The sequence below is a fragment of the Brevundimonas poindexterae genome (genome assembly GCF_020524625.1).
GTDB classification, from domain to species: domain Bacteria; phylum Pseudomonadota; class Alphaproteobacteria; order Caulobacterales; family Caulobacteraceae; genus Brevundimonas; species Brevundimonas poindexterae_A.
Genome location: NZ_JAIVLL010000001.1, coordinates 169,399 through 195,952, shown reverse-complemented (window position 1 = coordinate 195,952; position 26,554 = coordinate 169,399). Strand labels below are relative to the sequence as shown.

Annotated in this window: 31 protein-coding genes; 6 read left to right on the top strand and 25 right to left on the bottom strand. The window is 67.1% G+C overall.

Features of this window, described 5'->3' with window-relative positions:
* Positions 1 to 10: 10 nt before the first annotated feature.
* The 16 genes from thiL to LC068_RS00960 form a co-directional block, all read right to left on the bottom strand.
* The gene (gene thiL / locus LC068_RS01035; RefSeq protein WP_226633784.1) at positions 11 to 1,000 is read right to left on the bottom strand and encodes a thiamine-phosphate kinase; all 990 of its coding nucleotides are present in this window, start codon (positions 998 to 1,000) and stop codon (positions 11 to 13) included.
* Entirely contained in the window at positions 1,000 to 1,524 is a 525-nt protein-coding gene (nusB, locus tag LC068_RS01030; RefSeq protein ID WP_226633782.1) for a transcription antitermination factor NusB, read from the bottom strand. Before nusB ends, thiL begins: the two co-directional genes overlap by 1 nt.
* Positions 1,521 to 1,982, bottom strand: a complete 462-nt coding sequence (ribH, locus tag LC068_RS01025; RefSeq protein ID WP_226633781.1) for a 6,7-dimethyl-8-ribityllumazine synthase — start codon at positions 1,980 to 1,982, stop codon at positions 1,521 to 1,523. Before ribH ends, nusB begins: the two co-directional genes overlap by 4 nt.
* Entirely contained in the window at positions 1,979 to 3,112 is a 1,134-nt protein-coding gene (gene ribB / locus LC068_RS01020; protein ID WP_226633780.1) for a 3,4-dihydroxy-2-butanone-4-phosphate synthase, read from the bottom strand. Before ribB ends, ribH begins: the two co-directional genes overlap by 4 nt.
* Positions 3,109 to 3,699 (bottom strand): riboflavin synthase, encoded by a 591-nt coding sequence (locus tag LC068_RS01015; protein WP_226633779.1) that lies wholly within the window; start codon positions 3,697 to 3,699, stop codon positions 3,109 to 3,111. The genes ribB and LC068_RS01015 overlap by 4 nt, the downstream gene beginning before the upstream one ends.
* Complete coding sequence (ribD, locus tag LC068_RS01010; protein WP_226633778.1) at positions 3,700 to 4,332, bottom strand: bifunctional diaminohydroxyphosphoribosylaminopyrimidine deaminase/5-amino-6-(5-phosphoribosylamino)uracil reductase RibD; 633 nt, start codon at positions 4,330 to 4,332, stop codon at positions 3,700 to 3,702.
* Positions 4,329 to 4,814, bottom strand: a complete 486-nt coding sequence (gene nrdR / locus LC068_RS01005; RefSeq protein WP_209117908.1) for a transcriptional regulator NrdR — start codon at positions 4,812 to 4,814, stop codon at positions 4,329 to 4,331. The genes ribD and nrdR overlap by 4 nt, the downstream gene beginning before the upstream one ends.
* A 6-nt stretch (positions 4,815 to 4,820) precedes the next feature.
* The gene (gene glyA / locus LC068_RS01000) at positions 4,821 to 6,104 is read right to left on the bottom strand and encodes a serine hydroxymethyltransferase (protein WP_319002468.1); all 1,284 of its coding nucleotides are present in this window, start codon (positions 6,102 to 6,104) and stop codon (positions 4,821 to 4,823) included.
* Between the two features lie 67 nt (positions 6,105 to 6,171).
* Positions 6,172 to 6,537 carry a hypothetical protein gene (locus LC068_RS00995; RefSeq protein WP_226633777.1) on the bottom strand — a complete coding sequence of 122 codons (366 nt, stop codon included), beginning with the start codon at positions 6,535 to 6,537 and terminating at the stop codon, positions 6,172 to 6,174.
* Positions 6,537 to 6,701, bottom strand: coding sequence for a DUF6898 family protein (locus tag LC068_RS00990; RefSeq protein ID WP_226633776.1), 165 nt, complete (start codon positions 6,699 to 6,701; stop codon positions 6,537 to 6,539). Before LC068_RS00990 ends, LC068_RS00995 begins: the two co-directional genes overlap by 1 nt.
* 22 nt (positions 6,702 to 6,723) lie before the next feature.
* The gene (hemA, locus tag LC068_RS00985; protein WP_226633775.1) at positions 6,724 to 7,950 is read right to left on the bottom strand and encodes a 5-aminolevulinate synthase; all 1,227 of its coding nucleotides are present in this window, start codon (positions 7,948 to 7,950) and stop codon (positions 6,724 to 6,726) included.
* 129 nt (positions 7,951 to 8,079) lie between these two features.
* Positions 8,080 to 8,985, bottom strand: a complete 906-nt coding sequence (gene mmsB / locus LC068_RS00980) for a 3-hydroxyisobutyrate dehydrogenase (RefSeq protein ID WP_404825179.1) — start codon at positions 8,983 to 8,985, stop codon at positions 8,080 to 8,082.
* A gap of 73 nt (positions 8,986 to 9,058) precedes the next feature.
* The gene (locus LC068_RS00975; RefSeq protein ID WP_226633774.1) at positions 9,059 to 9,829 is read right to left on the bottom strand and encodes a class I SAM-dependent methyltransferase; all 771 of its coding nucleotides are present in this window, start codon (positions 9,827 to 9,829) and stop codon (positions 9,059 to 9,061) included.
* Between the two features lie 58 nt (positions 9,830 to 9,887).
* Complete coding sequence (locus LC068_RS00970; protein ID WP_226633773.1) at positions 9,888 to 10,682, bottom strand: class I SAM-dependent methyltransferase; 795 nt, start codon at positions 10,680 to 10,682, stop codon at positions 9,888 to 9,890.
* A gap of 36 nt (positions 10,683 to 10,718) precedes the next feature.
* Entirely contained in the window at positions 10,719 to 11,780 is a 1,062-nt protein-coding gene (locus LC068_RS00965) for an enoyl-CoA hydratase/isomerase family protein (protein WP_226633772.1), read from the bottom strand.
* Between the two features lie 8 nt (positions 11,781 to 11,788).
* The gene (locus LC068_RS00960; protein ID WP_226633771.1) at positions 11,789 to 12,928 is read right to left on the bottom strand and encodes an isobutyryl-CoA dehydrogenase; all 1,140 of its coding nucleotides are present in this window, start codon (positions 12,926 to 12,928) and stop codon (positions 11,789 to 11,791) included.
* A gap of 110 nt (positions 12,929 to 13,038) precedes the next feature.
* Here LC068_RS00960 and hemB point away from each other — a divergent pair, with 110 nt between their 5' ends.
* Complete coding sequence (hemB, locus tag LC068_RS00955; protein ID WP_226633770.1) at positions 13,039 to 14,043, top strand: porphobilinogen synthase; 1,005 nt, start codon at positions 13,039 to 13,041, stop codon at positions 14,041 to 14,043.
* A 102-nt stretch (positions 14,044 to 14,145) separates the two neighbouring features.
* Positions 14,146 to 14,874, top strand: a complete 729-nt coding sequence (locus LC068_RS00950) for a carbonic anhydrase (protein WP_226633769.1) — start codon at positions 14,146 to 14,148, stop codon at positions 14,872 to 14,874.
* Here the strand turns inward: LC068_RS00950 and LC068_RS00945 are convergent.
* The 3 genes from LC068_RS00945 to LC068_RS00935 are packed head-to-tail and all read right to left on the bottom strand — an operon-like array spanning position 14,831 to position 16,760.
* A complete protein-coding gene (locus LC068_RS00945; RefSeq protein WP_226633768.1) occupies positions 14,831 to 15,442 on the bottom strand; it encodes a hypothetical protein in 612 nt (203 codons plus the stop codon). The two genes, LC068_RS00950 and LC068_RS00945, sit on opposite strands and share 44 nt — an antisense overlap.
* A complete protein-coding gene (locus LC068_RS00940) occupies positions 15,379 to 16,257 on the bottom strand; it encodes an NAD(P)-dependent oxidoreductase (protein ID WP_226633767.1) in 879 nt (292 codons plus the stop codon). The genes LC068_RS00945 and LC068_RS00940 overlap by 64 nt, the downstream gene beginning before the upstream one ends.
* The gene (locus tag LC068_RS00935; RefSeq protein WP_226633766.1) at positions 16,254 to 16,760 is read right to left on the bottom strand and encodes a flavin reductase family protein; all 507 of its coding nucleotides are present in this window, start codon (positions 16,758 to 16,760) and stop codon (positions 16,254 to 16,256) included. The genes LC068_RS00940 and LC068_RS00935 overlap by 4 nt, the downstream gene beginning before the upstream one ends.
* A gap of 103 nt (positions 16,761 to 16,863) precedes the next feature.
* Between LC068_RS00935 and LC068_RS00930 the strand changes: the two genes are divergently transcribed.
* Positions 16,864 to 17,763 carry a flagellar motor protein MotB gene (locus LC068_RS00930; protein ID WP_226633765.1) on the top strand — a complete coding sequence of 300 codons (900 nt, stop codon included), beginning with the start codon at positions 16,864 to 16,866 and terminating at the stop codon, positions 17,761 to 17,763.
* 136 nt (positions 17,764 to 17,899) lie between these two features.
* Positions 17,900 to 18,634 carry an arginyltransferase gene (locus tag LC068_RS00925; RefSeq protein ID WP_226633764.1) on the top strand — a complete coding sequence of 245 codons (735 nt, stop codon included), beginning with the start codon at positions 17,900 to 17,902 and terminating at the stop codon, positions 18,632 to 18,634.
* On the opposite strand, the gene LC068_RS00920 is transcribed toward LC068_RS00925, so the two are convergent.
* The 6 genes from LC068_RS00920 to LC068_RS00895 form a co-directional block, all read right to left on the bottom strand.
* Complete coding sequence (locus LC068_RS00920) at positions 18,631 to 19,647, bottom strand: M48 family metallopeptidase (protein ID WP_226633763.1); 1,017 nt, start codon at positions 19,645 to 19,647, stop codon at positions 18,631 to 18,633. The genes LC068_RS00925 and LC068_RS00920 overlap by 4 nt on opposite strands.
* Before the next feature lie 5 nt (positions 19,648 to 19,652).
* Positions 19,653 to 20,222 carry a LemA family protein gene (locus LC068_RS00915; RefSeq protein WP_226633762.1) on the bottom strand — a complete coding sequence of 190 codons (570 nt, stop codon included), beginning with the start codon at positions 20,220 to 20,222 and terminating at the stop codon, positions 19,653 to 19,655.
* A 96-nt stretch (positions 20,223 to 20,318) separates the two neighbouring features.
* The gene (parC, locus tag LC068_RS00910) at positions 20,319 to 22,520 is read right to left on the bottom strand and encodes a DNA topoisomerase IV subunit A (protein WP_226633761.1); all 2,202 of its coding nucleotides are present in this window, start codon (positions 22,518 to 22,520) and stop codon (positions 20,319 to 20,321) included.
* Between the two features lie 102 nt (positions 22,521 to 22,622).
* Complete coding sequence (locus LC068_RS00905) at positions 22,623 to 24,305, bottom strand: M20/M25/M40 family metallo-hydrolase (protein ID WP_226633759.1); 1,683 nt, start codon at positions 24,303 to 24,305, stop codon at positions 22,623 to 22,625.
* A 53-nt stretch (positions 24,306 to 24,358) separates the two neighbouring features.
* Positions 24,359 to 25,090 carry a DNA repair protein RecO gene (gene recO, locus LC068_RS00900; RefSeq protein ID WP_226633758.1) on the bottom strand — a complete coding sequence of 244 codons (732 nt, stop codon included), beginning with the start codon at positions 25,088 to 25,090 and terminating at the stop codon, positions 24,359 to 24,361.
* Positions 25,090 to 25,578 (bottom strand): nuclear transport factor 2 family protein, encoded by a 489-nt coding sequence (locus LC068_RS00895; RefSeq protein ID WP_226633757.1) that lies wholly within the window; start codon positions 25,576 to 25,578, stop codon positions 25,090 to 25,092. The genes recO and LC068_RS00895 overlap by 1 nt, the downstream gene beginning before the upstream one ends.
* Positions 25,579 to 25,722: 144 nt before the next feature.
* Between LC068_RS00895 and LC068_RS00890 the strand changes: the two genes are divergently transcribed.
* Together LC068_RS00890 and LC068_RS00885 are read left to right on the top strand one after the other, a co-directional pair.
* Positions 25,723 to 26,070 carry an ArsR/SmtB family transcription factor gene (locus LC068_RS00890; protein WP_226633756.1) on the top strand — a complete coding sequence of 116 codons (348 nt, stop codon included), beginning with the start codon at positions 25,723 to 25,725 and terminating at the stop codon, positions 26,068 to 26,070.
* Positions 26,054 to 26,554 (top strand): SRPBCC family protein, encoded by a 501-nt coding sequence (locus LC068_RS00885; protein ID WP_226633755.1) that lies wholly within the window; start codon positions 26,054 to 26,056, stop codon positions 26,552 to 26,554. The genes LC068_RS00890 and LC068_RS00885 overlap by 17 nt, the downstream gene beginning before the upstream one ends.

The following is a 26,554-nucleotide window of genomic DNA, read 5'->3' as shown; positions in this document are numbered from 1 at the left end:
CGTTTCCGACCTAGCTGTGAACCCAGCCGGGCCGGCTGATGGGCACATCCTCGCCCAGATAGCGCACCCGGACGCCCTCACCCGCCGTCACTTCGCCGATGCACGTCAGGCGAAGATGATGCCGCTCGGCCTCGCGCCGAAGGGCCGACTCATCCCCCGGCCGCGCCGTGAAGACGACCTCATAGTCGTCGCCCCCGGTCGCCAGTTGGGCCAGCGCATGAATCGGGTCGGCACGTCCGTCCAACCAAGCCTGACCGGCCATGGACAGCGGCAGGGTCTCCAGCCGCACATCGACCCTGACCCCGCTCTGTCGGGCCAGATGGCCCAGGTCGGCGACCAGTCCATCCGACACATCCAGTGCCGCGGTGGCATGAGCGGCGATGGCGGGTGCAAAGGCGGTGCGTGGCATAGGCCGGCGGTAGTGCTCAATGACCGCCGCCTGACGTTCAGGCTCGAGGCGCAACAGGTCCGTGGCGGCCCGCAGGCCCAGCCAGCCATCCCCGATCATGCCGGTCACGAACACCAGATCGCCCGGCTGGGCTCCCCCCCGTCCAACGATCTCGCCCTTCGGCGTCCAGCCCATCAGGGTGATGGAGAAGGCGGCCGGTCCCGGTGTCGAGACCGTATCGCCGCCCAGCAGGGCCACGCTGAACCGCTCCTGATCCTCGGCCAGCCCCTGCACGAACGCCTTGCGCTCCGGCCAGCCGCAGCGCGGCGACCAGTGGCAGGCCAGCAGATAGCCGAAGGGCTCCACCCCCTTGGCGGCCAGATCCGACAGGTTCACGCGCAGCAGCTTCTGGGCGACCGTGTCCAGCGGGTCGGCGAGCAGGAAATGAACGCCCTCGACCATGGCGTCCTTGGTCACCACCAGATCATGCCCCTTGCGCCGCGGGACGAGGGCGACATCGTCGGTCAGCCCCCTGCCCCATTCCGGATGGGCCAGGGGCGCAAGCAGGCGCTGGATGGTCTCGAACTCGTCGGCGACGTCGATCGCGGGCATCAGGCCCGGGTGTCGCGGGCCACCCCATCCAGGGCGGCATTCACGAACTTGGCCTCGGCGTCGTCGAAGAAGGCCTTGGCCAGCTCGACGTATTCGTCGATCACGATTTCCAGCGCGACCTCGGGCTTGCGCATCAGCTCCCACGCCCCCGACCGCAACAGGGCCCGCAGGGTGGCGTCCAGACGCTCGATCTTCCAGTTCGAGGCCAGCCGCGCCCGGATGGCCGAATCGACCGCCCGCTGCTCGGTGACCACGCCCCGCACCACATCGGCGAACCAGGCCTCGTCGGCCTCGGCCATCATCTGGCCCTCGATATCGCTGTCGAACCGGTGGCGTGAGAACTCCTCGATCACCGTATCGACGCCCTCGCCGGCCAGCTCCATCTGATAGAGGGCCTGCACGGCGGCCAGGCGCGCGACGGTGCGCGCGCGCCGCTGGCGCGAGGTCAGGGTCGGGGAGTCCCCGGACTTCTGGGCCTCGTCGAGAAGCTCCAGCACGGATTTCAGGCTATTGGGTTCGGTCACGCGCCCAGTCCTACGCGCAACCGCTTCTTCAGGGCAATCATCTCCAGACAGGCGCGCGCCGCGCCACCGCCCTTGTCGCCCTCGCTCAGGCGCGCCCGGGCCCAGGCCTGGTCCTCGTCCTCGGTCGTCAGGATGCCGTTACCGATCGCCAGTCCCTTGAGGCTGAGGTTCATCAGCCCGGCCGCCGACTGATCCGAGACGATCTCGAAATGATAGGTCTCGCCGCGGATCACACAGCCCAGCGCCACATAGCCGTCATAGCGCGGGGCGGTCGGATAGCGCCCGGCCTCTTCGGCCAAGGCGATGGCGCCCGGCACTTCCAGCGCGCCCGGAACCGTCACCACGTCAAACTGAACGCCGCGCGCCTTCAGGGCGTCGGTCGCACCCTCCAGCAGGGCGTCGGCCAGATCGTCGTAGAAGCGCGCCTCGACGATCAGAATGCGATCGGGATCCTTCACGCCACCGGTTCTCCATCCATGTCCCGCCAGCCGACAATGCGCAGGCCGTAGCCCTCCAGCGCGGTCGGATTGGGGCGGGTTGAGCTCATCACAATCATGTCGCGCACACCCAGATCCTTCAGGATCTGCGCGCCGACGCCATAGTTCCGGATCGACCGGTCGACCGCCTGCGGACGGGGCGTTCCCATCAGCCGTTCGGCCAGGCCGTGCAGTTCAGGATCGCGCAGGAACACGATCACACCGGCCCCGCCGTGGTCGCTGATAGTCTTCAGCGACTTGGGCACATAGTCCTGACGCGACTCGACGTGGCCCAGCAGATCGGCCGCGAAGTCCACCTGGTGCATGCGCACCAGCGTCGGCTTGGCGGGGTCGACCTTGCCGCTGACCAGGGCGACATGTTCCACGCCCTCGATCGTGTTGCGGTACAGGACCATGCGGAACGGCCCGCCGTGCACGCTGTCGAATTCGGTATCCAGCACCCGCTCGACGAAGGTCTCGGTCCGCCGGCGATAGGCGATCAGGTCGGCAATCGTGCCGATCTTCAGGCCGTGCAGCTGGGAAAAGGCCACCAGGTCCGGCATCCGGGCCATGGTGCCGTCGTCGTTCATGATCTCACAGATCACCCCGGCAGGCGTCAGGCCGGCCATGCGGCTGATGTCCACGGCCGCCTCGGTATGGCCGGTGCGGACCAGCACCCCGCCGTCGCGCGCCACCAGCGGGAAGACATGCCCTGGCGAGACCAGATCGTCCGGTCCCCGGTTCGGATCCACCGCAATCTGCACCGTCCGGGCGCGGTCGGCGGCCGAGATGCCGGTCGTCACCCCCTCCTTCGCCTCGATCGAGACGGTGAAGGCGGTTCCCATGCTCTCGCGGTTCTCCGCGGCCATGGGCGGCAGGCGCAGCTGGCGCGACCGTTCGGCGGTGATAGCTAGGCAGATCAGGCCACGCGCGTGCTTGGCCATGAAGTTGATCTGGTCGGGCGTGGCGAACTGGGCCGGGATGATGACATCGCCCTCGTTCTCGCGATCCTCGGCGTCCACGAGGATATAGGGCCGCCCGTTCCGGGCATCCTCAATGATGTCCTCGATGGGGCTGATGGGGGTGTCGGTTTGCCGGGCGGTTTGCATCATTGCGTCTCCTGCCATCTGGCAAGGTAACGCGCCAGCATGTCGATCTCCAGATTGACGGAATTTCCGACCTTGAGACCGCCCAGCGTCGTGTGCTCCCAGGTGTGGGGGATGATGTTCAGGCCAAAGGTCCGCCCCTCGACTTCATTGACCGTCAGCGACACCCCGTCGACCGTGATCGACCCCTTGGCCGCGATATAGCGATGGAGCGGCGCGGGCGCCTCGATCTCCATCCGGTGCGAACCGCCTTCGGGCGTGATCGACACGACCGTGCCCAGACCGTCCACGTGGCCCGAAACGATGTGCCCGCCCAGTTCGTCACCCAGCCTTGCGGCCCGCTCCAGATTGACGCGCGTGCCCTCAGCCCAGTCGCCCAGGGTGGTCTTCGACAGGGTCTCGCCCGAGACCTCGACCGCGAACCAGCCCGGGCCCTTCTCGGTCACCGTCAGACAGCAGCCGGCATGGCTGATCGAGGCGCCGAGCTCGACCGTGGCCGTGTCGAATGCCGTTTCGATCTCATAGCGATGATCGCGCGCGGTCGGCGTGATGCGCCGCACCCGCCCCACGTGCGTGACGATGCCGGTGAACATTCAGATCCTTTCGAGCCGCTCCCACAGATCGTCACCGACGATCTCAGCGGATATGCGCCGAAACTTGGGGGCATCCGCCAGCTTTGCAAGCGACAGGGCCGCGACGCAGGGCCGCCCCTCGCTGCCCAGCAGGATCGGTGCCCGGAACCATTCCAGCCGGTCGATGAGGTTTTCCCGCAGGAATCCGGCCGCGACCTCGCCCCCGCCCTCGATCAGGACCGAGCGGATGCCGCGCGCGTGCAGGATGTCGAGCACGGCGTGCAGGTTGGGGCGGCCCTCCACCTCGACAACCTCCATGATTTCCGCCGTGCCGATCGGGCGCGCCGAAGCCGTCGTAAAGATCAGGCTGTTGCCCGCTGCGACCTGCGCCGTGCCGGGCGTGCGAAGCCGGCTGTCCAGCACCACACGCAGGGGCCGGGGGCCGGTGTGGCCCGGCAACCGAACCGTCAGCGCCGGATCATCGGCCAGCACCGTGCCGATGCCCACCAGAATGGCGTCATGGCCGGCCCTCAGCCGGTGGCCTTCACGCCGCGCGGCCTCGCCCGTAATCCACTGCGACTCCCCTGAAGCCGTGGCGATACGGCCATCCAGCGAGGTGGCGAGCTTCAGCGTGACGGTGGGGCGTCCGGTCATTCCGGCTGGCCGTCGCCACCCGGCTTGTCGTCATTGTAGCCCTCGTCGCCGAGGAACCGGGCGAAGTCGCCCGTATGCCGGAAGTCCTTGTAAACAGACGCATACCGGACATAGGCCACATCATCCAGGCCCTTAAGCGCCTTCATGATGAAGTCGCCCACCACGCTGGACGGGATCTCGGTCTCGCCCAGGCTCTCCAGCTGGCGCACGATGCGGCTGACCATCTGCTCGATCTGGTCGGGCTGCACCGGACGTTTGCGCAGCGCAATGCCCAGCGACCGCTCCAGCTTGTCGCGGTCGAACGGCGTGCGCCGCCCGTTCCGCTTCAGGATCACCAGTTCCCGCAGCTGCACCCGCTCGAAGGTCGTGAAGCGCCCCTCGCATGACGGGCACATCCGACGGCGCCGGATCGCCGCGCCGTCATCCGACGGACGACTGTCCTTCACCTGGGTGTCGGCATGGCCGCAAAACGGGCACTTCATCGATGTCTATCCATAGATGGGGAAGCGCGTGGTCAGATCACGCACCTCGCCCGCCACCCGGCGCGAGACCTCGGGATCGGCCTCGTCCCCGCCCTGCATGCTGTCAATCACATCGGCAATCCAGTGCCCGATCTGCTGGAACTCGGCCACGCCGAAGCCCCGCGTCGTGCCCGCAGGGGTGCCCAGACGCACGCCCGAGGTCACGGTGAAGGGCGCCGTATCGAACGGCACGCCGTTCTTGTTGCAGGTCATCAGGGCGTGCTCCAGCGCCGCCTCGGTGGCCTTGCCCGTCACGCCCTTGGGCCGCAGGTCGACCAGCATCAGGTGGCTGTCGGTGCCACCCGAGACGATGTGCGTGCCCCGCTCCACCAGCACGGCAGCCAACGCGCGCGCATTGTCGACGACCTGCTGCGCATAGGCCTTGAACTCGGGCTTCAGCGCCTCGCCGAAGGCCACGGCCTTGGCCGCGATCACATGCTCCAGCGGCCCGCCCTGCAGGCCGGGGAAGACGGCCGAGTTGATCTTCTTGCCCAGATCGACGTCGTTCGACAGCACCATGCCGCCGCGCGGACCGCGCAGGGTCTTGTGCGTCGTGGTCGTCACCACATGGGCGTGCGGCAGCGGATCGGGATACACCCCGCCCGCGATCAAACCGGCGTAGTGCGCCATGTCCACCATCAGCCAGGCGCCCACCGAGTCGGCGATTTCCCGGAACCGCTTGAAGTCGATGTGCCGCGAATAGGCGCTGGCCCCCGCCAGGATCAGCTTGGGCTTCTCCCGCTCGGCCATCTCCGCAACATGATCATAATCAATCAGATGGCCGTCTTCCTTCACCTTGTAGGTGACGGGTCGGAACCATTTGCCAGACTGGTTGGCCGGCGATCCGTGCGTCAGGTGCCCCCCGCAGGCCAGGTCCATGCCGAGGAAGGTGTCGCCCGGCGTCAGCAGGGCCTGGAACACCGCTTGGTTCGCCTGCGCGCCCGAGTGCGGCTGGACGTTGGCAAAGGCACAGCCGAACAGCTCCTTCGCCCGCGCGCGCGCCAGATCCTCGGTCACATCGACGTACTCACAGCCGCCGTAATAGCGCCGCCCCGGATAGCCCTCGGCATATTTATTGGTCAGGACCGACCCCTGCGCCTCCAGCACCGCCTTCGAGACGATGTTTTCGGACGCGATCAGTTCGATCTGTTCCTGCTGTCGCTTCAGCTCGCCCTGGATCCCGCCAAAGATGTCCGGATCGGCCTCGGACAGGCTGCGCGAAAAGAAGGCGTCATGCGTATGAGCGGTCACGGCAATCCCCGAACTGAAAGGTCGCCCTATCTAGGCCCCACGACCGGAGACCACAACATCTTGTGGCTTACAGCCGCTTCAACCGCATGGCGGACCAGTCCGCATCGACGGCCACCTGAGCAACAGTATCCAGTCCATGGGCCGGGGCCATGCCGTGAACGAGATTACGACTGACCTCCCCCGCAAGCGGCGACGTCAGCTTGGGATAGGCGACCCAGAGGATGCTGTCCGGACGCGTCATGCCGCCTATTCCGGACAGATAACGCTCCAGACCAGCCCGGTCCGTGACAAAGCTCAGCACGACATCAGCGTCACTGGCACCGGCCGTCGCCTCAAGCCCGGTTGCCGCCACCAGGCCCGCTGGCGCATCGACGATCGCCAGGGTCCGCCCCTTTTTGACCTGCAGCCGGTCTGAAAGGGGTTTATCCGACATCAGTCGCTCCCGCTCGCCAACGCGCGCTTCAGCTTGGCCAGGGCGATGCGTTCCAGCCCGTTGCGCTCGGTCACGGGCCCGACCGCCGAGACCTCGGTCCCGCTGGCCACGTGGACCGCAGAGCATTTCAGGTACGCGCCATTCCGCACAAGCTCGACGATCACCTCGCCGGGGCCGGATCGGTCGTCAGGCGACGGCAGGGAGACGCGCCACGTTGCAGTGGGTCCACAGCTTGTCCATCGCCGTCACCAGCGCATCCATCATGCCGTCGTCGTGGTTCGGCGACGGGGTGAAGCGCAGGCGCTCGGTGCCCTTGGGCACGGTCGGATAGTTGATCGGCTGGACATAGATGCCGTGCTCTTCCAGCAGCATGTCCGAGATCATCTTGCAGTGCACCGGATTGCCGACGTGCACGGGCACGATATGGCTCTCCGACGGCATGACCGGGATGCCGGCCGCCATGAAGCGGTCCTTCAGCGCCTGGGCCCGGGCCTGATGCGCGGCGCGCAGCTCGGGGTGGGCCTTCAGGTGGCGGACCGAGGCCAGGGCACCGGCGGTCAGGGCCGGCGGCAGGCTGGTGGTAAAGATGAACCCGGCGGCCCAGCTGCGGACAGCGTCCACGATCACCGCGTCGGCCGCAATATAGCCACCCATCACGCCGACGGCCTTGCCGAGGGTGCATTCGATGATGTCGATCTGGTCCAGCACGCCGTCGCGCTCGGCGATGCCCGCGCCGGTCTGGCCATAGAGGCCCACGGCATGGACCTCGTCCAGATAGGTCAGGGCACCATATTTGTGCGCCAGGGCAATGGTGCCGGCCAGGTCGGCGATGTCGCCGTCCATGGAATAGACGCTCTCGAAGGCGATCAGCTTGGGCACATCGGCCGGCGCTGCCGCCAGCAGGGCCTTGAGGTGAGCCAGATCGTTGTGCTGATAGATATGCCGCTCGCAGCCGCCGTTGCGGATGCCTGCGATCATCGAGGCATGATTCAGCGAGTCGGAGAAGATGATCATGCCCGGCAGGATGCGCTGCAGCGTCGTCAGCGTCGCCTCATTGGCCACATAGCCCGAGGTGAACAGCAGGGCGGCTTCCTTGTGGTGCCAGGCGGCCAGCTCGGCCTCAAGATCCACAGCGGAACGGGTGGTGCCCGAGATGTTGCGCGTGCCTCCGGCGCCGGCGCCCGTCGACTCGACCTCGGCCTGCATGGCCTCGACCACAGCGGGGTGCTGACCCATGCCGAGATAGTCGTTGGAGCACCAGACCACGACGTCCTGCTCGGTGCCGTCGTCCCGGCGCCAGACCGCGCGCGGAAACTCACCGCGAACACGCTTCAGATCGGCGAAGACACGGTAACGCCCCTCAGCCCGGACCTGGTCCACGGCGTTTCCAAAGGCGGCCTTGTAGTCGAACACGGTTTGCGGTCTCTCGCCTGGGCGTTTCTGACGCGGCCCTTGTGCGCCTCACACGGTTAAAAGTCCATGTTCACCGTGCGGTGAAATGGTCGCAACCCCTTAATTGATAACGGTTCTCAATAGCCCGTATCAGCCCTTGGGCAGCTCATCCAGCTTGCCGCGCAGCAGCTGCAGGATGGCCGAAAAGTCCCGCCCGCCATAGCCCAGCCGGTCGAACATCTGGAACAGGGCCTCGGTCTGGGCACCCAGCGGGGTGGAGGCCCCGGCCTTGGCCGCCGCGTCCTGGGCCAGCTTGAGGTCCTTCAGCATCATGGCCGTCGCGAACCCGCCGTCATAGTTGCGATTCGACGGCGCGGTCGGCACCGGCCCGGGCCAGGGGTAGTAGGTGGTGGTCGACCAGCTCTGGCCGGAGGACTTGGACACGATGTCGAACATCCTGACCGGGTCCAGCCCCAGCTTCTCGGCCAGACCGATGGCCTCGCAGGTGCCCAGCATGGTGATGCCGAGGATCATGTTGTTGCAGATCTTGGCCGCCTGCCCCGCCCCGTGGTCCCCGGCACGGAAAGTCGCCCGGCTCATCGGCTCCAGCGCCGGCTCGATCCGGGCGAAGTCGCCCTCGTCACAGCCGACCATGAAGGCCAGCGTGCCGGCATCCGCCGCCATGGTCCCGCCCGAGACCGGCGCGTCGGCAAAGGCATAGCCCGCCTCCTTCGCCAGACCGGCGACCTTGCGCGCCGTATCGACGTCGATGGTCGAGCAGTCCAGCAGCAGGGCGCTGGACGGCGCGGCGCCGATGATCTGCTCGGAATAGACCTTCAGCACATGGGGGCCGGCCGGCAGCATGGTGATGACCACGTCCGCGTCCTTGACCGCCTCGACGACCGAGCCGGCGGCCACGCAGCCTGCTTCCACCGCGCGCGCGACAGCGGCCTCGGACAGGTCGAACGCCTTGACCCGCCGCCCCGCCTTCGCCTGGTTTGCGGCCATGCCGCCGCCCATGTTTCCCAGTCCGATGAAGGCGATGGTCATGGTCATGTCGGCGTCTCCCTGTGCGTGCATTTGTTGCGCGGAGGGTTAGCCGGTCGGGGCAGCCAAGGCCAGCGTGACCTTAGCCGGGCTTGCGGAATCTCAGCATGAACTGGCTGGTGTTTCCGCGGATCGAGGGGTCGAAGACACTGGCGGTCATCGGGTCCGCCGGGCGGATCAGCGCGTCCGATTCTCCGTCCAGAACGAAGCCTGCGGCCGTGACCTCGCGCACCACCTGGTCGCGGTCGATCCGGTGCAGCGTATCGGCGACCGAGGCATCGGCCCCCGCCACAGCCGCATGGTCGACGATTACATAATAGCCGCCGGGCTTCAGCGCCGCATAGGCCGCCGCATTGACCCGCGCCGCCGTGCCGTCGGGAAAGGCGTCGAGGTGCAGGTCGTGATAGTTCTGGGCGGTGAAGATCACATCCGCGCCGCCCGGCCAGTCGGGAGCATTGATCGCCGAACCCGCACCGGTCACGTTCGGCAGTGCATCGGCTGCTGACAGCGCCACGCCATAGTCCGCGCTGAAGGCGACAAACTCATCCGGCTGCCAGGCCGTGACATGGCCTTCGGGGCCGACCGCTGCCGCGAACGCCCGGGTGAAGAAACCGCCGCCGATCATCAGGTCGATCACCCGGTCACCCGGTTCGACCCGGGCAAAGGCCAGGGTCTCCGCGGTCATGCGGCTGGCATCGCGGGCGCGGTCCTCATCGGTGCGCGGCGGGCCGACCAGCGCAGCCTCGATCAGCGCGACACGCGCCGCGTCGGACGGTCCGAACATATCCATCGAGCCACAGGCCGACAGGGCCAGCGCCGCACAGGCGGCCAGCAGGGTGATTTTCCGCATCATCGTTCCTCCCGCGCTCCGGATGGCGCGAGGGCAAGCTTAACCGCTTGTCGAAGGGCGGTCAGCCCGGCTTGCGGAACCGGTAGATGAACTGGTCGGTCTCGCCGCGGATCGACTCATCGAACACGCTGAGGGTGCGGTCATCGTCGGGGTTGGCCAGCGCCTGGCTGGAGTCCTCGAAGACAAAGCCCGCGGCCTCGACCTCGGCCTTGAGGAAGTCGCCCTCGATCCGGTGCAGGGTCTGCACTTCGCTGTTGCCCGTCCCGGCCCGGCCTGAGTGGTCGATCACCACATACAGGCCACCGGGCTTCAGCGCGTCATAGACGGCGCGGTTCATCCGGGCCACGTCCACGCCGAACGCCGGGATATGGAAGTCGTGATATTCCTGGCTCATGAACACCACGTCCAGCGGGGTATCGAAGCGCATCTCGTCCAGCAGGCCGACGACCGGCACCACATTGCCATAGGTCGCCGCCAGCGCATCGGCATAGGGCTTTTCGCGCTCAGCCGTCCGGGTCGGCACAAAGGCATAGACCCGGCCTTCATCGCCCACAGCCGGGGCGAACAGACGGGTGAAATAGCCTTCCTCCGGGCGGATGTCGGCCACGTGGTCGCCGGGGCTGATCCCGGCAAAGGTCAGCACCTGCAGGGGCATGCGCAGGGCATCCCGGGCGCGATCCTCTTCGGGACGGCGCGGATCCGAAAGGGCGATGGCGACGCGGGTATCGGCCCGCGCGGTGGCCGGCGAGGTCGGGGTGATGACTGTCTGCCCGCCCCCGTCATTGGCGATGATGATGCAGCCCGAGGCCACCAGACCAGCGCTCATGGCAGCAAGCAGTGTCAGTTGACGGCGCATGACCATCCTCCCGCAGTGTGTATCCCGGTCGCAGGCTTACGCCAGTTGCGGCAGGGGCGTCCATTCCTCATCGGCGGGCAGCGGCGCAAACAGGGCGTCCAGTGTCTGGTCGGTGACGCCCTCAATGTCGGCCGGCGACCATTTCGGGGCATTGTCCTTGTCGACGATCACGGCCCGCACGCCTTCCTGGAAGTCGTGGGTCCGCACGACCCGCCCGCCCAGCCGGTACTCCATCGCCATATTGTCGGCGAAGCTGTCGAGTTTGGCGCCCGTGCGCAGCTGGCGCAGCGAGACCTTCATCGACTGGGGCGACTTGGTCTTCAGGATCGCCAGTTGGGCGTTGGCCCAGTCCGAGCCGTCGGCTTCCAGCGCCGCGAAAATCTCTTCCAGGGTGTCATGGCCGAACAGCCGCTCGATGGCCGGCAGATGGGCCTCGATCGGCGGCTCCCCGGCGTCGGCCTCCAGCCCGTCGGCGACGTCGGCCGGATGGGCCGGATCGGCCGCCAGAATGGCCCGAAAGGCCTCCAGCGCATCGGTCGGCAGATAGTGGGTGTGGATGCCCAGAAACACAGTATCCGCCGCCTTCAGCCGCGCCCCGGTCAGCGCCAGCCAGGTCCCGACAAATCCCGGCAGCCGCGGCAGGAACCAGCCCCCGCCCACATCGGGGAACAGGCCTATGCCCGTCTCTGGCATGGCATAGGTCGTCCGCTCGGTGGCGATCCGCACCTCGGCTGGCTCGGAAATGCCCACGCCGCCGCCCATGACGATGCCGTCCACCAGGGCCGTCACCGGCTTGGGATATTCGAACAGCAGGTGGTTTAGCCGGTATTCCGCGTGGAAAAAGGCCTTGGCTTCCGACGCATCCCCTGCCCCGCTCTTGGCGATCATGCGGATGTCGCCCCCCGCACAAAATCCGCGCTCGCCCGCATGGTCGATCAGCACGGACTTCACCGCCGGATCGTCCTTCCACGCCAGCAGCGCCGCGATCATGGCGTCGCACATCCCCTTGTTCAGAGCATGGATGGCCTTGGGCCGGTTCAGCGTAATCCGGCCCAGACCGGACTGGATGCGCGCGAGGATTTCAGGTTCGTCGGTCATGGCCTTGCTCACTGCCGCATCATTTCGCGCGCGGTGATCACGCGCATGATCTCATTGGTGCCTTCCAGGATGCGGTGCACCCGCAGGTCCCGCACGATGCGCTCCAGCGGATAGTCCTTCAGATAGCCATAGCCGCCATGCAGTTGCAGGGCCTCGTCGGCGATCTGGAAACAGGCGTCGGTGGCCAGTCGCTTGGCCATGGCGCACCATTTGGTCTTTTCCGGGTGGTTGGTGTCGATGGCCCACGCACCACGCAGCACCATCAGGCGCGCGGCCTCCAGCTGCGTGGCCATATCGGCCAGCTTGAACTGGGTGTTCTGGAAGTCGCCGATCGGCTTGCCGAACTGCTTTCGGCTGGCGACGTACTCCTGCGCCGTTTCCAGCGCCAGTCGCGCCCCGCCCAGCGAACAGGCGGCGATGTTCAACCGCCCCCCGTCCAGCCCCATCATGGCATAGCGGAAGCCGTGGCCTTCCTGCCCCAGCAGGTTTTCGGCCGGCACACGGCAATCATCGAACTGGACGATGGCGGTCGGCTGGCTGTTCCAGCCCATCTTGCGCTCCTGCCCGCCAAAGCTGAGGCCCGGGGCGTCCTTGTCGACCACGAAGGTCGAAATGCCCTTGGGGCCGTCCGCCCCCGTCCGCGCCATCACCACATAGACGTCGCTGGTGCCCGCGCCCGAGATGAAGGCCTTGGAGCCGTTCAACACATAGTGGTCGCCGTCCCGCACCGCCGTGGTGCGCAGCGCCGCCGCGTCCGAGCCCGAGCCCGGCTCGGTCAGGCAGTAGCTGGCGATCTTCTCCATGGTCACCAGCGCCGGGACATAGCGGGCGCGCAGTTCGGCCGAGCCGACGCTATCGATCATCCAGGTCGCCATATTGTGGATCGAGATGAAGGCGGCGGTCGAGACATCGCCCCGCGACAGCTCCTCGAAGATCACCGCCGATTCGACCCGGCCCAGCGCCATGCCGCCATGCTCCTCGCCGGTGTAGATCCCGCAGAACCCCATTTCGGCAGCCTGCCGCATGACGTCCACGGGGAAATGCTTGGTCTCGTCCCATTCGGCGCTGTGCGGCGCCAGCTCGGCCTCGGCAAAGGCTCTGGCGGCGTCCTGAATGGCGCGCTGGTCTTCGGTCAGGGCGAAATCCATGGGGGTCCTCTCTTGTCTCGTTGCAGGCCTTCTAGAGCATGGCGCCGCAAACTGAACCCCCACCGGCCGCACCCGCTTTGCCCGCAGCGTCGCAGGCGGTATGAGGCGCCATGTCCAGCTCCGTCTTTCCCGCCAGCTTTCCCCTGACCCGCGGTCGCCGCCTGCGCAGCCAGCCCTGGGTACGCCGTCTGGTGGCCGAAACCACCCTGACGCCCGGCGATCTGGTCTGGCCGCTGATCCTGCACGACGGCAAGGAAGACCGCGTCCCGGTTGCGACCCTGCCGGGCGTGGATCGTCTGTCGACGGCCGCCGCGGTCGAGGCCGCCCGCCGCGCGCGCGATCTGGGCATTCCCGCCGTGGCCCTGTTTCCCAACATCGACAACCAGCTGAAGGATGCCGTCGGCACCGAGGCCACCAATCCCGACGGTTTGGTCCCCGAAACGGTGCGCGCGATCAAGGCTACCGTGCCCGAGATCGGCGTCATCACCGATGTGGCGCTCGACTGCTACACCGACCACGGCCACGATGGCGTGGTCGAGGACGGGCGGATCGTCAACGACGCCTCACTCGACCGGCTGGCCGAACAGGCCTTCATCCATGCCCATGCCGGTGCCGATGTCGTTGCCCCCTCCGATATGATGGACGGACGCGTTCAGGCCATCCGCGAGGCGCTGGAGGCCAATGGCTATCAGGACACCCTGATCCTGTCCTATGCCGCCAAATATGCCTCGGCCTTCTACGGCCCCTATCGCGATGCCGTCGGCTCGGCGCGCGCCCTGATCGGCGACAAGCGCACCTATCAGATGGACCATGCCAATTCCGACGAGGCCCTGCGCGAGGTGGCTATGGATATCGCCGAAGGTGCGGATGCCGTCATGGTCAAGCCCGGCACCCTGTATCTCGATATAATCCAGCGTGTTCGTCAGACCTTCTCGGTGCCGGTCTTCGCCTATCAGGTGTCGGGCGAGTACGCGATGATGCAAGGCGCCATCGACGCCGGCTGGCTGGACGAGGAACGCGCCGTCCTCGAAAGCCTCGGTGCCTTCAAGCGCGCGGGCTGCAGTGGCGTCCTCACCTATTTCGCGCCCCGCGTCGCCGAATGGCTCAATCGCTGACCGCTTGACAGCGACGCACTGTCACCGGATTTACGCCGAACGCTGTTAACCATTCAGGCGTCAGGCGCAGGGGTGCCTGTCGTTCGTGCTTCCGGGGGGTACATGGGCTTTTTTGGCTTTGGGAAGAAGGCGCCGCGCGCCGTGACGGTCCTTGGCGATGTGCCGGGCGAGACCACCACGCTTGAACGGCCGGTTGAACCGACACCTGAGCCCGTTGTGCCGCCTACTCCCCCGCGTCCGACGCCGGACGAAGCCCTGGCCGAGCTCAGGGCCGGCAATGAGGCCTTCCTGCGCGGTGAAAACAACCTGGGCCACGTCAAGGTCGGCGACCTTGATCCCCTCCAGCAGGGCCAGAACCCGATCGCCACCATCGTGGGCTGCGCGGACAGCCGGACACCACCAACAATCCTGTTCAATCAGGGCTTTGGCCGCCTGTTTTCAATCCGCGTTGCCGGTAATACGGTCGATCGCCGGGGCCTGGCCTCGATCGTCTATGCGGTCAAACACCTGAAATGCCCGCTCGTCGTGGTCATGGGCCATACGGGCTGCGGGGCGGTCGCGGCCGCCGAAGCCATCGTCGACGGGGTGGTCCCGCTCGACCCCTCGCTGGAAGAGATGATCGTGCCGATCATCCCGGCCGTGCTGGATGCCCGCCGCTCGGACGCCGCCGATGTCGCCGTGCGTGCGGTTGAGGAGAATGCCCGTCGGGTCGCCGAAAAGCTCAAGATCGCCGACGCCTCGCTCGCCGACGCCCTGGAGGCCGGCACCCTGCGCATCGTCGCCGCCGTCAAACAGATGCAGTCGGGCGAGGTGGTGTTTCTGGACCTTTGAGCGGCGGAGCCGGCGGGACGCCCCGCTCGATCCGCCACAGCTCCAGCACCGACATCAGCTGCCGCGCGCGCCACAGACCAACCAGATAGATCCCCGCCCCCAGAACGAGGGTCGCCGTCAGGTACAGGACCAGTCTCTGGTTGTCCATGAACAGGGCGATCACACCCTGCGGCATCAGATCGGCAAGGCCCAGCACGATCGTCAGCGGCACGGTGATGTACAGCAGGGCGATGAACTGGAACATTTCCTGATGGCGCTTCAGGTTCAGTGCCGCCAGATCGTGAACCGGCTGGAACAGGTGGGGCGCCGCATCCAGCAGGTCGAAGGCCGCCTGGGTGGAGTCATTCCGCCGCAGCCCTGTCACGAAGTCATTGCCAAAATAGGTCCACGACCCCGGCGTGCCGAACCAGCTGGCCGGCGCCGAAAACAGGCTGAAATGGCGCTTCAGCTTCCACCACAGCGCCCAGGCCGGATGACTCGCATCGCCCTCACGCCAGATCGTTGTCAGGCGTCGCCGCTTTTTCGGGCGCGCGACTGCAGGCGTGCTGCCAGGCTCGACGTGTCCCATCGCGATCCCCCCATGGCCTGAACCTCGGAATAGAACTGATCGACAAGGGCGGTCAGCGCAAGATGGCTGCCGTTGTCACGGGCCTCCTCCAGCACGAGTCCGAGATCCTTGCGCATCCAGTCCACGGCAAAGCCGAAGTCGAATTGTCCGGCCGCTGCGGTCTTCCAGCGATTGTCCATCTGCCAGCTCTGGGCGGCGCCCTTCGAGATCGCCTCGTACACGGCGTCCGTATCCAGGCCGGCCGACTGGGCGAAATGCACGGCTTCGGCCAGTCCCTGCACCACCCCGGCAATGGCGATCTGATTGGCCATCTTGGTCAGCTGGCCGCTGCCGGCCGGCCCCATGTGCCGGATCGCCTTGGCATAGGCGGCCAGAACGGGCTCGACCTTCGCCAACGCTTCGGCCTCGCCCCCGATCATGATGCTGAGTTGCCCCGCTTCGGCCCCCGCCTGTCCGCCCGAGACCGGCGCATCCAGGAAGGCCACGTTCCGCGCAGCGGCCAGGTCGGCCATCTCGCGCGCGACCTTGGCTGAGGTGGTGGTGTGGTCGATGATCACCGCGCCCACGCGCATCCCCGGCAGAGCCGCCTCCACAACCTCGCGCACATCCGCATCATTGCCCACGCACAGGATCAGGGCCTCGATCTCGCCCGACACGTCTGCCAGCGACCCGACTGCGCGGGACTCATTCGCCGAGGCCCAGGCCCGGGCCTTTTCCGGACTGCGATTGTGTCCGGTCACCTCATGGCCGGCCTTGACCAGATGGCCCGCCATCGGCGCGCCCATGACGCCCAGTCCCGAAAAGGCGATCTTCATTCCACATGCTCCTGGATTCGACCGTACTGCCCCCGGAAGAAAGTCAGGCCGGCCCCCTCCTCCGCTTCGAAATGCGCCACGCGCCCGACCAGAATCTGGTGGTCGCCCATGGCGATCTGCTCGTGCAGCACACAGTCGAAGCGCGCCAGTCCACCCTTCAGGATCGGCGATCCGGATCGTGACCGTCCGACCTCGTCCTCCGACAGGCGATAGTCACGCCGGCTGAACCGGTCGGCCCAGTCCGCCTCTCCGGCCCCCAGCACATGTACGGAGAACGGCCGTCCTTCCATGAAGGCCGCCGCGCGCTCGGCCCGGTCGTCCAGACACCACAGCAATAGCCGGGGCTCCAGCGAGACAGACGTCACGGAATTGACGGTCATGCCGACCGGTCCGGTCTCGCTGTCGACGGTCACCACGCATACGCCGGTGGCGAAGGCCGACATGGCGCGGCGATAGGCGCGGGCCTCGGCCCCGTCGGGATCGGAATGGGAGTTGTCGGTCACGGCGCGACCTTAGCGTCCGCCTCCCTGCGCACAAGCCGCCGCTTCGGGAAACGTCGCCTTAACCTTGATCTCCGAAACATGCCGACACTGAAGCGAGGTGCCCATGTCCCTGAGCGATCGTCCGATCCTCATCAAGAAGGTCAAGAAGGTCGCGGGACACGGCCACCACGGCGGCGCCTGGAAGGTCGCCTATGCCGACTTCGTGACGGCCATGATGGCCTTCTTCCTGCTCATGTGGCTGATCAATACGACCGATCCGGAGCAGAAGCGCGGCATCGCCGAATACTTCGCCCCTGCCAGCATTTCGACGACCACCTCGGGCTCCGGCGGCATTCTGGGCGGCACATCGCTGGGCGACGACGGCTCCAAGAGCTCGGGTTCCATGTCGGTCATCACCCAGATGGCCCCGGAGGCTCCCGATTCGCCCGACGAGGCCGGCCAGAGCAGCAATCTGGCAGGCGCCAGCGAAAACCAGCTGCGCGAAGAGATCGCCCGCCGCGAGGCCGCCGACTTCGCCAGCGCCGCCGAATCGCTGCGACAGGCTATGCAGTCGATGCCCGAACTGGCCGAGCTGTCGAAACAGCTGATCATCGACCAGACGCCCGAAGGCCTGCGTATCCAGATCGTCGATCAGGAAGGCCGCTCGATGTTCGAGGAGAATTCGGCCCGGCCCAATGCCCGTGCCCAGGTCCTTCTGCGCGCCGTGGCAAGGATCATCACCGCCCTGCCCAATCGCATCTCGATCACCGGCCACACCAGCTCGGTCGCCGGGTCCAACCGGGCGAGTGCGCCGGGTGACTGGAGCCTGTCGGCCCGCCGTGCCGATGCGGCCCGCCAGATTCTGGAAGGCGCCGGTGTCGATGTGGATCGCATCTATTCGGTGAACGGCAAGGCCGGGTCCGAGCCGCTCTACCCCGATGATCCCAGTCTGGCGGGCAACCGCCGAATCTCGATCATCCTGCTGCGAGAGGCGCCGGTCCTGCCGGGCGACACCAGTCTGTGACGTCGGCGCAAACCCTTCGCAGGCGACACGCGAAGGGCCTTGCGCCAGAGGCCGGACTGGTCTCCCATCCCTCCATGAAGCGCGCTCAAGGCTCCCGCCACGACCGGAAGCGCCCGCACCCCGGCGGGGGGCGCGCATGACCCGCCATGTGCCTTCCCGGCAGCTGCGCTTCTACCTGACCGCCATGGCGCCCTGCCCCTATCTGCCGGGCCGGATCGAGCGCAAGGTGTTTGCCAATCTGCCGTTCAGCGACGGCGCCTGGGTCAATGACGAGCTTACCCAGGCCGGCTTCCGGCGCAGCCAGAACATCGCCTATCGCCCCGCCTGCGAGGGCTGCGACGCCTGTGTCTCGGTGCGGGTGCCTGTCTGCGGCTTCTCTCCTTCCCGCTCGCAGAAGCGTGTGCTTCAGCGCAACGCCGATCTGGTCCGCGCCCAGGTCGAGGCCGAAGCGACGATGGAGCAGTTCGACCTGCTGCGGCGCTATCTGCTGGCGCGCCACGCGGGCGGCGGCATGAGCGACATGGGATGGGACGACTATGTCGCCATGGTCGAGGACACGGCCGTGCGCACCCATCTGATCGAATATCGCCTGCCGTCCCAGGGTGCCGGGCCCGGCGATCTGGTCGGGGTGGTGCTGACCGACATGCTCTCGGACGGCCTGTCGATGGTCTACAGCTTCTTCGATCCCCAGCTCGCGCGGCGCAGCCTCGGCCAGTTCGCCATTCTGGATCATCTCATGCAGGCCCGCGATCAGGCCCTGCCCTTCGTCTATCTGGGCTACTGGATCCAGGGCTCGGCCAAGATGGACTACAAGGCCCGCCTGCGGCCGCTTCAGGCCCTGACGCGCGAGGGCTGGCGCGACCTGCCCTAACCGGCGCTCGGCACCGAGGTCGACGGCGCATAGGTCTGCTGCGACCACGGCCCGGAATCGCGTCCGCCGCCGAACTTCACCAGCGCCTCGATGCGTTTCGAGATCGGCGGGTGCGTGGCGAACAGGCCCATGACGCCCGCCTTCTCCGGTTGATTGTCCAGGAACATGCCCTGCACCTCGTCGGGGGCCTTCAGAGTCGACCGCCCCTCGATCTTGCGCAGGGCCGAGATCATCGAGTCCGGATTCTTGGTCAGCTCGACCGCCCCCGCATCCGCCACGAACTCGCGCGTGCGCGACAGCATCATCCGGATGACGAAAGCCAGGGCAAAGCCGATCGCCGCGATCGCCAGTCCGATCAGGATCAGCGGCCCGGCGTTCTTGTTATTGCTCCGGCCGCCGCGCGAGAAGAACAGCCCGCGGAACACCAGTTCCGCCAGTACGCTGAGTATCCCGGCAAAGATGGAGGCGATCACCATCGTCCGCACATCCTTGTTGATCACATGGGTCAGCTCGTGGGCCAGCACGGCCTCGACCTCATCCCGGTTCAGGGTGGTGATCAGACCGCGCGTAACCGTGACGCTGTAGCGACCCTCGTGCAGGCCCGAGGCATAGGCGTTCAGCTGATCCGTCTCGATGATGCGCAGCGTCGGCGTGCGCATCCCCCGCGAAATCGCCAGGTTCTCGAGCAGGTTATAGAGCTCGGGGTTCTCGCGCCGCTCGACCTTCCGGGCGCCCGTCATGGCGTCGATCATGGCCTGGTTGCCGAAATAGGCGATGGCGAACCAGAGGGCAGCGATCACACCCGCGGCCGGCACGGTCCAGCCCAGCATGCCGGCGGCCAGCGCCATGTCGTCGGCCAGCGTTCCGCCCGAGCCGGGAATGATCCCGAATCCCATCAGGACCAGTTGCAGCCCGTAGAGCACCAGCACCAGCAGCACCGGGAACATGGCCAGCAGCACGATCGAACGGGTGTTGTTCGCCCAGATATGGGTCTGGAGCCCGACGGCCTGCATGGATCCTAGAACTGCACCTGCGGCGGGGCGGCGGACATGGCGGCCCGCTCACTCTCGCCGACATCAAAGAAGGGCTTGTCCGAACCAAAGCCGACCAGACCGGCGAACAGCACGGTCGGAAACTGGCGCCGCACGGCGTTGAACTCGGAGACGGCATTGTTGAAGAAGCGGCGCGCCGCGGCCAGCTTGTTCTCGATGTCCGACAGCTCGGTCTGCAGCTGCTGGAAGTTGGTGTTCGCCTTCAGGTCCGGATAGGCCTCGGCCACGGCGAACAGTCGGCCCAGCGAGGCGGTCAGCATGTTCTCGGCCTGCACCTTGTCATCGACCGAGTTCGCCCCGGCCGCCGCTGCGCGGGCCTGGGTCACGGCATCCAGGGTGGCCCGTTCGTGCGTGGCATAGCCCTTCACCGTCTCGACCAGATTGGGGATCAGGTCCTGACGCTGCTTCAGCTGCACGTCGATGTCGGCGAACGACTGGTCCGCGCGCTGGTCCAGCGCCACCAGCCGGTTGTAGGCCCCGACGACGACAAACAGGAGGACGACGACGATGACGCCGATAACGATCCAGGTGATCATGAGCGGTTTCCCTTGCTTCTGATCTCTCTTATCGCGCGAACCGGGGCCCGGACCCAAGTGAAATCGGGGTCATGTCAGGAACGGTAACGCCGCACCCTACCGGAATTTGCGCAGACCCCTCGGTCCCTGGCGTCCGACGGCTGCCCGTTTGCCCAGCCAGTCACGCCAGTCGGGCCAGTTCCGGCGGCGTCCGCCACCATCGACCCACTCCGGCCCGGTCTCCTCGGCAAACACCGTGGCATCGGCCAGTCCGCCCTGACGGTACGACTGGAATTTGACGCCCTTGCCCCGCGACATCTCTGGCAGTTCGGACACCGGGAAGACCAGCGTCTTGATGTTGTCCCCGATCACCGCAACGTGGTCACCGGCGACCCGCAGACAGACCGCCAGTTCGCCGTTCAGCACCTGTTTCCCGCCGCGCTTCTGGGCCAGCAGGTCGTCTTCGGGCGCGATGAAGCCATAGCCGGCCTTCGACACCACCATCAGCTTCGCCCCCGGCTGGTGAGCGAACAGGGCGACGATCTCTACCCCTTCGTCCAGATCGATCATCAGACGGATCGGCTCGCCGTGCCCGCGGCCCGAGGCCAGCTTGTCCGCCCCGATGGTGAAGATCCGCCCGTCCGTCGCCGCGACCAGCAACTTGTCGGTCGTATAGGCGGGCACCAGGAAGGACAGGCTGTCGCCTTCCTTGAACTTCAGCTCCGACGGGTCCTCGACCTTGCCCTTCGCCGCCCGGATCCAGCCGCGCTCCGACAGGATGACCGTGATCGCCTCGCGCGGGATGAAGGCTTCGACGGGCGCGGCGGCCGCGCCCTCGGGGGCCTCGCCAAAGGTGGTCAGGCGCGGCGACGGCAGGGCCTTGCGCACCTCGGCCAGATCCTTGCCGATCCGCGTCCACTGCCGCGCCTTCGACTCGATCAGCGCGCGCAGACCGGCCAGTTCCTCGGTCAGTGCCTTGTACTCGGTCTCGATGGCCAGCTCTTCCAGCCGCGCCAGATGCCGCAGCCGGGTATCCAGCACAAAGTCGGCCTGCACCTCGGTCAGGTTCAGCCGCGCGATCAGCACCGCCTTGGGCTGCTCCTCCTCGCGGACGATGCGGATCACCTCGTCGAGGTTCAGGAAGACGATGCGCAGGCCTTCCAGCAGGTGCAGCCGCTTCTCGATCCGTTCCGCCCGCCAGTTCGAGCGCCGCACCAGCACATCGCGCCGGTGCTCGAGGAAGGCCTGAAGACAGGCCTTCAGCCCCATCACGCCCGGCGTGCCCGTGGCATCCAGCACATTGATGTTGACCGGGATGCGAACCTCCAGGTCCGACAGCCGGAACAGGCTCTCCATCAGCACCTCGGGCTCGACCGTCCGCGCCCGCGGGTCCAGCACCAGCCGGATGTCCTCGGCGGACTCGTCGCGGACGTCGCCCAGCAGCGGCGCCTTCTTCTGGTCGATCAGGTCGGCCAGCGCCTCGATCAGGCGGCCCTTTTGCACCTGATACGGGATCTCGGTGACCACGATCCGCCAGGTCCCGCGCTCGAGGTGCTCGACCTCCCAGCGCGCCCGCAGGCGCAGGCCACCCCGGCCCGTCTCATAGGTCTCAAGCAGCGACGCCCGCCCCTCGACAACCACCCCGCCCGTCGGAAAGTCCGGCCCCGGCAGGTGCTGCATCAGGGTTTCTGTCGTGGCCTCCGGATCGTCCAGCAGGATCAGGCATGCCTCGATCAACTCGCTGACATTATGCGGCGGGATGGAGGTCGCCATGCCCACGGCAATGCCGGACGAGCCATTGGCCAGCAGGTTCGGGAACCCGGCCGGCAGCACGACCGGTTCCTGCTCCTGATCGTCATAGGTGGGGCGGAAATCGACGGCATTCTGGTCGATGCCGTCCATCAGCAGCACCGCCGCCGGCGTCAGCTTGCACTCGGTGTAGCGCATGGCCGCGGCGTTATCGCCGTCGATATTGCCGAAATTGCCCTGGCCATCGACCAGCGGATAGCGCTGGGCGAACGACTGGGCCATCCGCACCAGGGCGTCATAGATCGAGGCGTCGCCGTGCGGGTGATAGCCCCCCATCACATCGCCCACGACCTTGGCGCATTTGCGGGCCGCCGACTGCGGGTTCAGCCGCATCTGGTGCATGGCGTACAGGATGCGCCGGTGCACCGGCTTGAAGCCGTCGCGTACATCGGGCAGCGCGCGATTGGTGATGGTCGACAGCGCATAGGCCAGGTAGCGCCGGCTCAGCGCCTCGCCCATGGGCTCGTCAACGATACGGCCGCCGTCCGGCGGAGGGGTGTGCAAGGTCATGGCATCAATATGAAGGAGGAGCGGCGGACGAATCGCCCGCCGCTCCGGTCAGTCTAGGCCGATTTCCACCCCGGCGGGCGGATACGGCGGTGCGGAATGGCCTCAGGGCCGGGGCGCGCGCGGCCCGTCCGGATCGAACAGGTCGCCGAACTCATCGCCCTCGTACCACATCGGCGGCGCCTGGCCGTCTGCGATGGCCCGGGCGATCGAGGTGTTGACGCGTGCGAACCGCGCCGCCGCCTGCCAGTTGAACGGCAGGTCGGGCTCATCGCTGACCTGGTGATAGTTGTCCGCGAGGAAGGTGGCGATGGCCTCGCGGCCCTCACCCCCCGGTCCGGTCGCCAGAAAGACCGACGGCACCCCCGCCTTCACGAACTCATAATGATCCGAGCGCACGAAGAAGTTCTCTTCCGGCTGGTAGTCCGGTACCGTCGCCACGCCCACTTCCCCGGTCGCTGCCGCCACAATGGCCCCCAGCGTCGAGTGATCCGCCCCGAAGGCCACCACGTCGACGAAGTCATAGGTCAGGATCGGCATGTCCAGATTGACCACGCCGACGATGTTCTGGATCGGCACGGTCGGGTCGGCCGCGAACCGGCTGGAGCCCAGCAGGCCCAGCTCCTCACCCGTCACCGCCAGGAACATCACCGAACGGCGCGGGCGCTCCTCGCTGACCGACAGGGCTCGCGCCACCTCGATCAGGGTCGCGACGCCGGACGCATTGTCCATGGCCCCGTTCGAGATCCGGTCGGGAGCGTTCTCGTCATCGGACACACCCACGTGATCCAGGTGCGCCATGACCACCACCACTTCGTCGGCCACCGACGGGTCAGACCCCGGCAGGATGGCCACGACATTGGGGCTCTCGAAATAGCGGGCCTCGGTCGTCAGCTGCACCGACGCCGGTCCCGGAATGGCGAAGCCCTTGGGTGAGGTGCCTTGGGCCGCTGCATTCTGGATGGCGTTCAGATCCTGTTCGGCAGCCGCGAACATCTGGCGGGTCACCTGTTGCGACAGGAAGCCCTCGACCTGGATGCCCGGCGCGTCGGTGTGGGCCCGGCCCTCGGCATCCGCCCAGCGCGTCTGCGGCTCGCCGAAATAGCCCATCAGCGCCGACCACGGGATGTTTCGCGTGTCGGCCGAGTGGACCATGATGTAGCCGACCGCGCCGTGCTCGAACGCCGTCGTCGCCTTGGCCGACTCCATGTGGGCCGCCAGCTCGCTCGGCAGGCCCTCCGGCATGCCGTACATGGCCAGCACGACCTTGCCGCGCACGTCCAGGCCCGCATAGTCGTCAATGCCCGCACTGGGCACGTCGAGCCCGTAGCCGACGAACACAAAGCCGGTGTCGAGCGCGACCTCGCCCACCGTCACGGAGGGGAACAGGGCCACGCCATCGCCCTGGCTCCAGTCGTGAGCCTCACCGTCCGGACCGGTCCAGCGGAGCTTGCCGTCGGTCAGGGACATCTCGGCGAAATTCACCGGCTGGCGCCAGCTGGTGCGCTCGGCATTGCCCGCCGGGGTCAGGCCCAGGCTGCGGTAGTGGCTTTCGACATAGAGCGCCGCCAGCTCATAGCCGCGCGAGCCCGTATCCCGCCCCTCCAGCGCATCATCGGCCAGGAAGGTCACATGGGCCTTCATCCGCTCGGCCAGCAGGGCATCGTCGGCCGCCGGCGCGGCGACCTGCGCGACGGCAGGCGTGTCGACGCTGGCGCAGGCTCCAAGCCCCCCCAGCAGCACCAGGGAGGTGGCAAGCCCCAGCCCCTTCAGACGGCGTATCGCCATGGCGTTCTTCCCCATTTTCAGAATGTGGCGCGACCCTAGCCTCCGGGCCGTCTCTATAACAAGCCGGATCGCTTGAGCCGTTCGATCATCCAGTCCCGCGCCGGCGGCAGCGGCTTGTCGCGCGGGTGGAAGACCCAGGCCTCGAGGAAATGCCCGGTCAGCGCCAGACCGTGGCCGACGTCGCCCTCGACCACGGCCGCCTGACTGCCCAGCAGGAAGGGCGGCAGCGCCAGCAGCTTGTCGGCATAGGGCGCGCCCGCCGTCCGGCTGACGGCCCTCCCCGTGCGCGGGCTGACCCAGGCCAGGTCGTCCTGACTGCCCGACACCGCGCAGCTCTCCAGATCCAGCCCGAACCCCAGACTGCCCAGCAGACCCAGTTCGAACCGTATGAATACGGCGGGCCAGACGGCATCGTCGGTCAGCGCCAGCATCAGCGCCTCCATGGCGGCGAACACACCGGGTTCGGCCTCGCGCTCCGGCAGGGCCCCCTGCACCACGGCGGCGGCGGCCGACAGGCCCGCCAGCGCCACGGCCGAGTCGAACAGCTGGCTGACATCGTCGCCTGACGGCTCCAGCCGCGCCGACCCCAGCTGACTGTCGTCGCGGGCCCGCCAGGCCACCCGCACCCGCGAGCCGGGCTGCAGATGCGGCTTCATCTTCCGTGAGGCTCCGCCGGGCACATAGGTCATGCGGCGGCCGTGCTGCGCCGTCAGCAGGTCCACGACCGCGCCGGTATCGCCGTGCGACCGCGCCGCCAGCACAAAGGCGTCGTCCTCAAACTCCATCAGGGCTCGGTCGTCTCCCCGGCCCGGATGACGCCCACCACATCGCGCGCCACATCGTTCGGCACGGCAAAGCTCAGCACATACTGGTCGATCTTCCAGCCGTCATCGGTCAGGCGCAGCACACCCGACCCGCGGGTCGTGCCATAGGCGGCATTGTCCAGCACCTCATCGAAGACCGCCACGCACCGGCATTCGATCGGCAGGATCGAGATGTCCCGGCGGACCACACGATAGTCCCACCCCTGCCCCCGGCTGAAATAGGGATCGGCATAGGCGCGGAACTCCTCGACCGTCCAACGTTCGGTGGCGTCCGTCCCGATGAAGCGGGCTTCCGGCGTGAACAGCGAGAAATAGGTGGCGCCGTCCGCCTCCCGCGCCGCCTGATGGAGGGCGTCGATGACCGCGGCGGGCGCCTCGGCGGACTGGGCCAGGGCAGGCACCGGCGCCAGCATCGCTGTCACGGCCGCCAGCGCGAGGAGTGTCTTCATCGTCATTGCCTTCCTGCTCATGGGACAAACATCTCTCAATGCCGCCCGGCTGTCTCGCCCGAAATGCTCCCTGCATTTAACCAATCGGTTGACAGCCCACGACGGCAGGTTTACTTAACCTTTCAGTTCAGCACGAAAGCCGCCATGGCCACCGATCCTCTCAGCGCCAAATTCGCCGCCCTCGCCGACCCGACCCGTCGCGCCATCCTGGCCCGGCTGTGCGAGGGCGAGGCCAGCGTCAACGAACTGGCCGAACCGTTCGACATGAGCCTCCCGGCCGTGTCGAAACATCTCAAGGTGCTTGAGAGGGCCGGCCTGATCAGCCGCGGGCGAGAGGCCCAGTGGCGCCCTGCCCGCCTTGAGCCCATGGCCCTCAAGGGCGTGGCCGACTGGCTGGAACACTATCGCCGCTATTGGGACGCCTCCTTCGATCGCCTCGATAGCTATCTGAGAAATCTGCAAAAAGGCAAAGACGATGGCCGAGGACACTGACAACCCGTGCGACACCGACGGCGCGGCCCATAATTTCGACCTCGTTCTGGAGCGCGTCTTCGACGCCCCGCCGGAAAAGATCTTCCGCGCCTGGACCGAGCCCGAACTGATCAAACAGTGGCTGGCCCCCAAACCCTGGACCATCACGGACGCCGTCTGTGATCCCCGCCCCGGCGGCCTGACACAGTTCACCATGCGCTCGCCCGATGGTCAGGAGTTCCCGAACACCGGCGTTTTTCTGGAGGTGATCCCTAACCGGCGCATCGTCTCGACCGACGGCCTGACCGCCGACTGGCGGCCCGCCGGCGATCCCTTCATGGTCAGCCGCATCGACATGGAGCCGCTGCCCGACGGCCGGACCAAATACACGGCCAAGGCTCAGCATTGGACCGAGGCGGCCATGAAACAGCACGAGCAAATGGGCTTCCACGAGGGCTGGGGCCAATGCGCGGACCAGCTGGCTGAACTGCTGAAGACGCTCTGA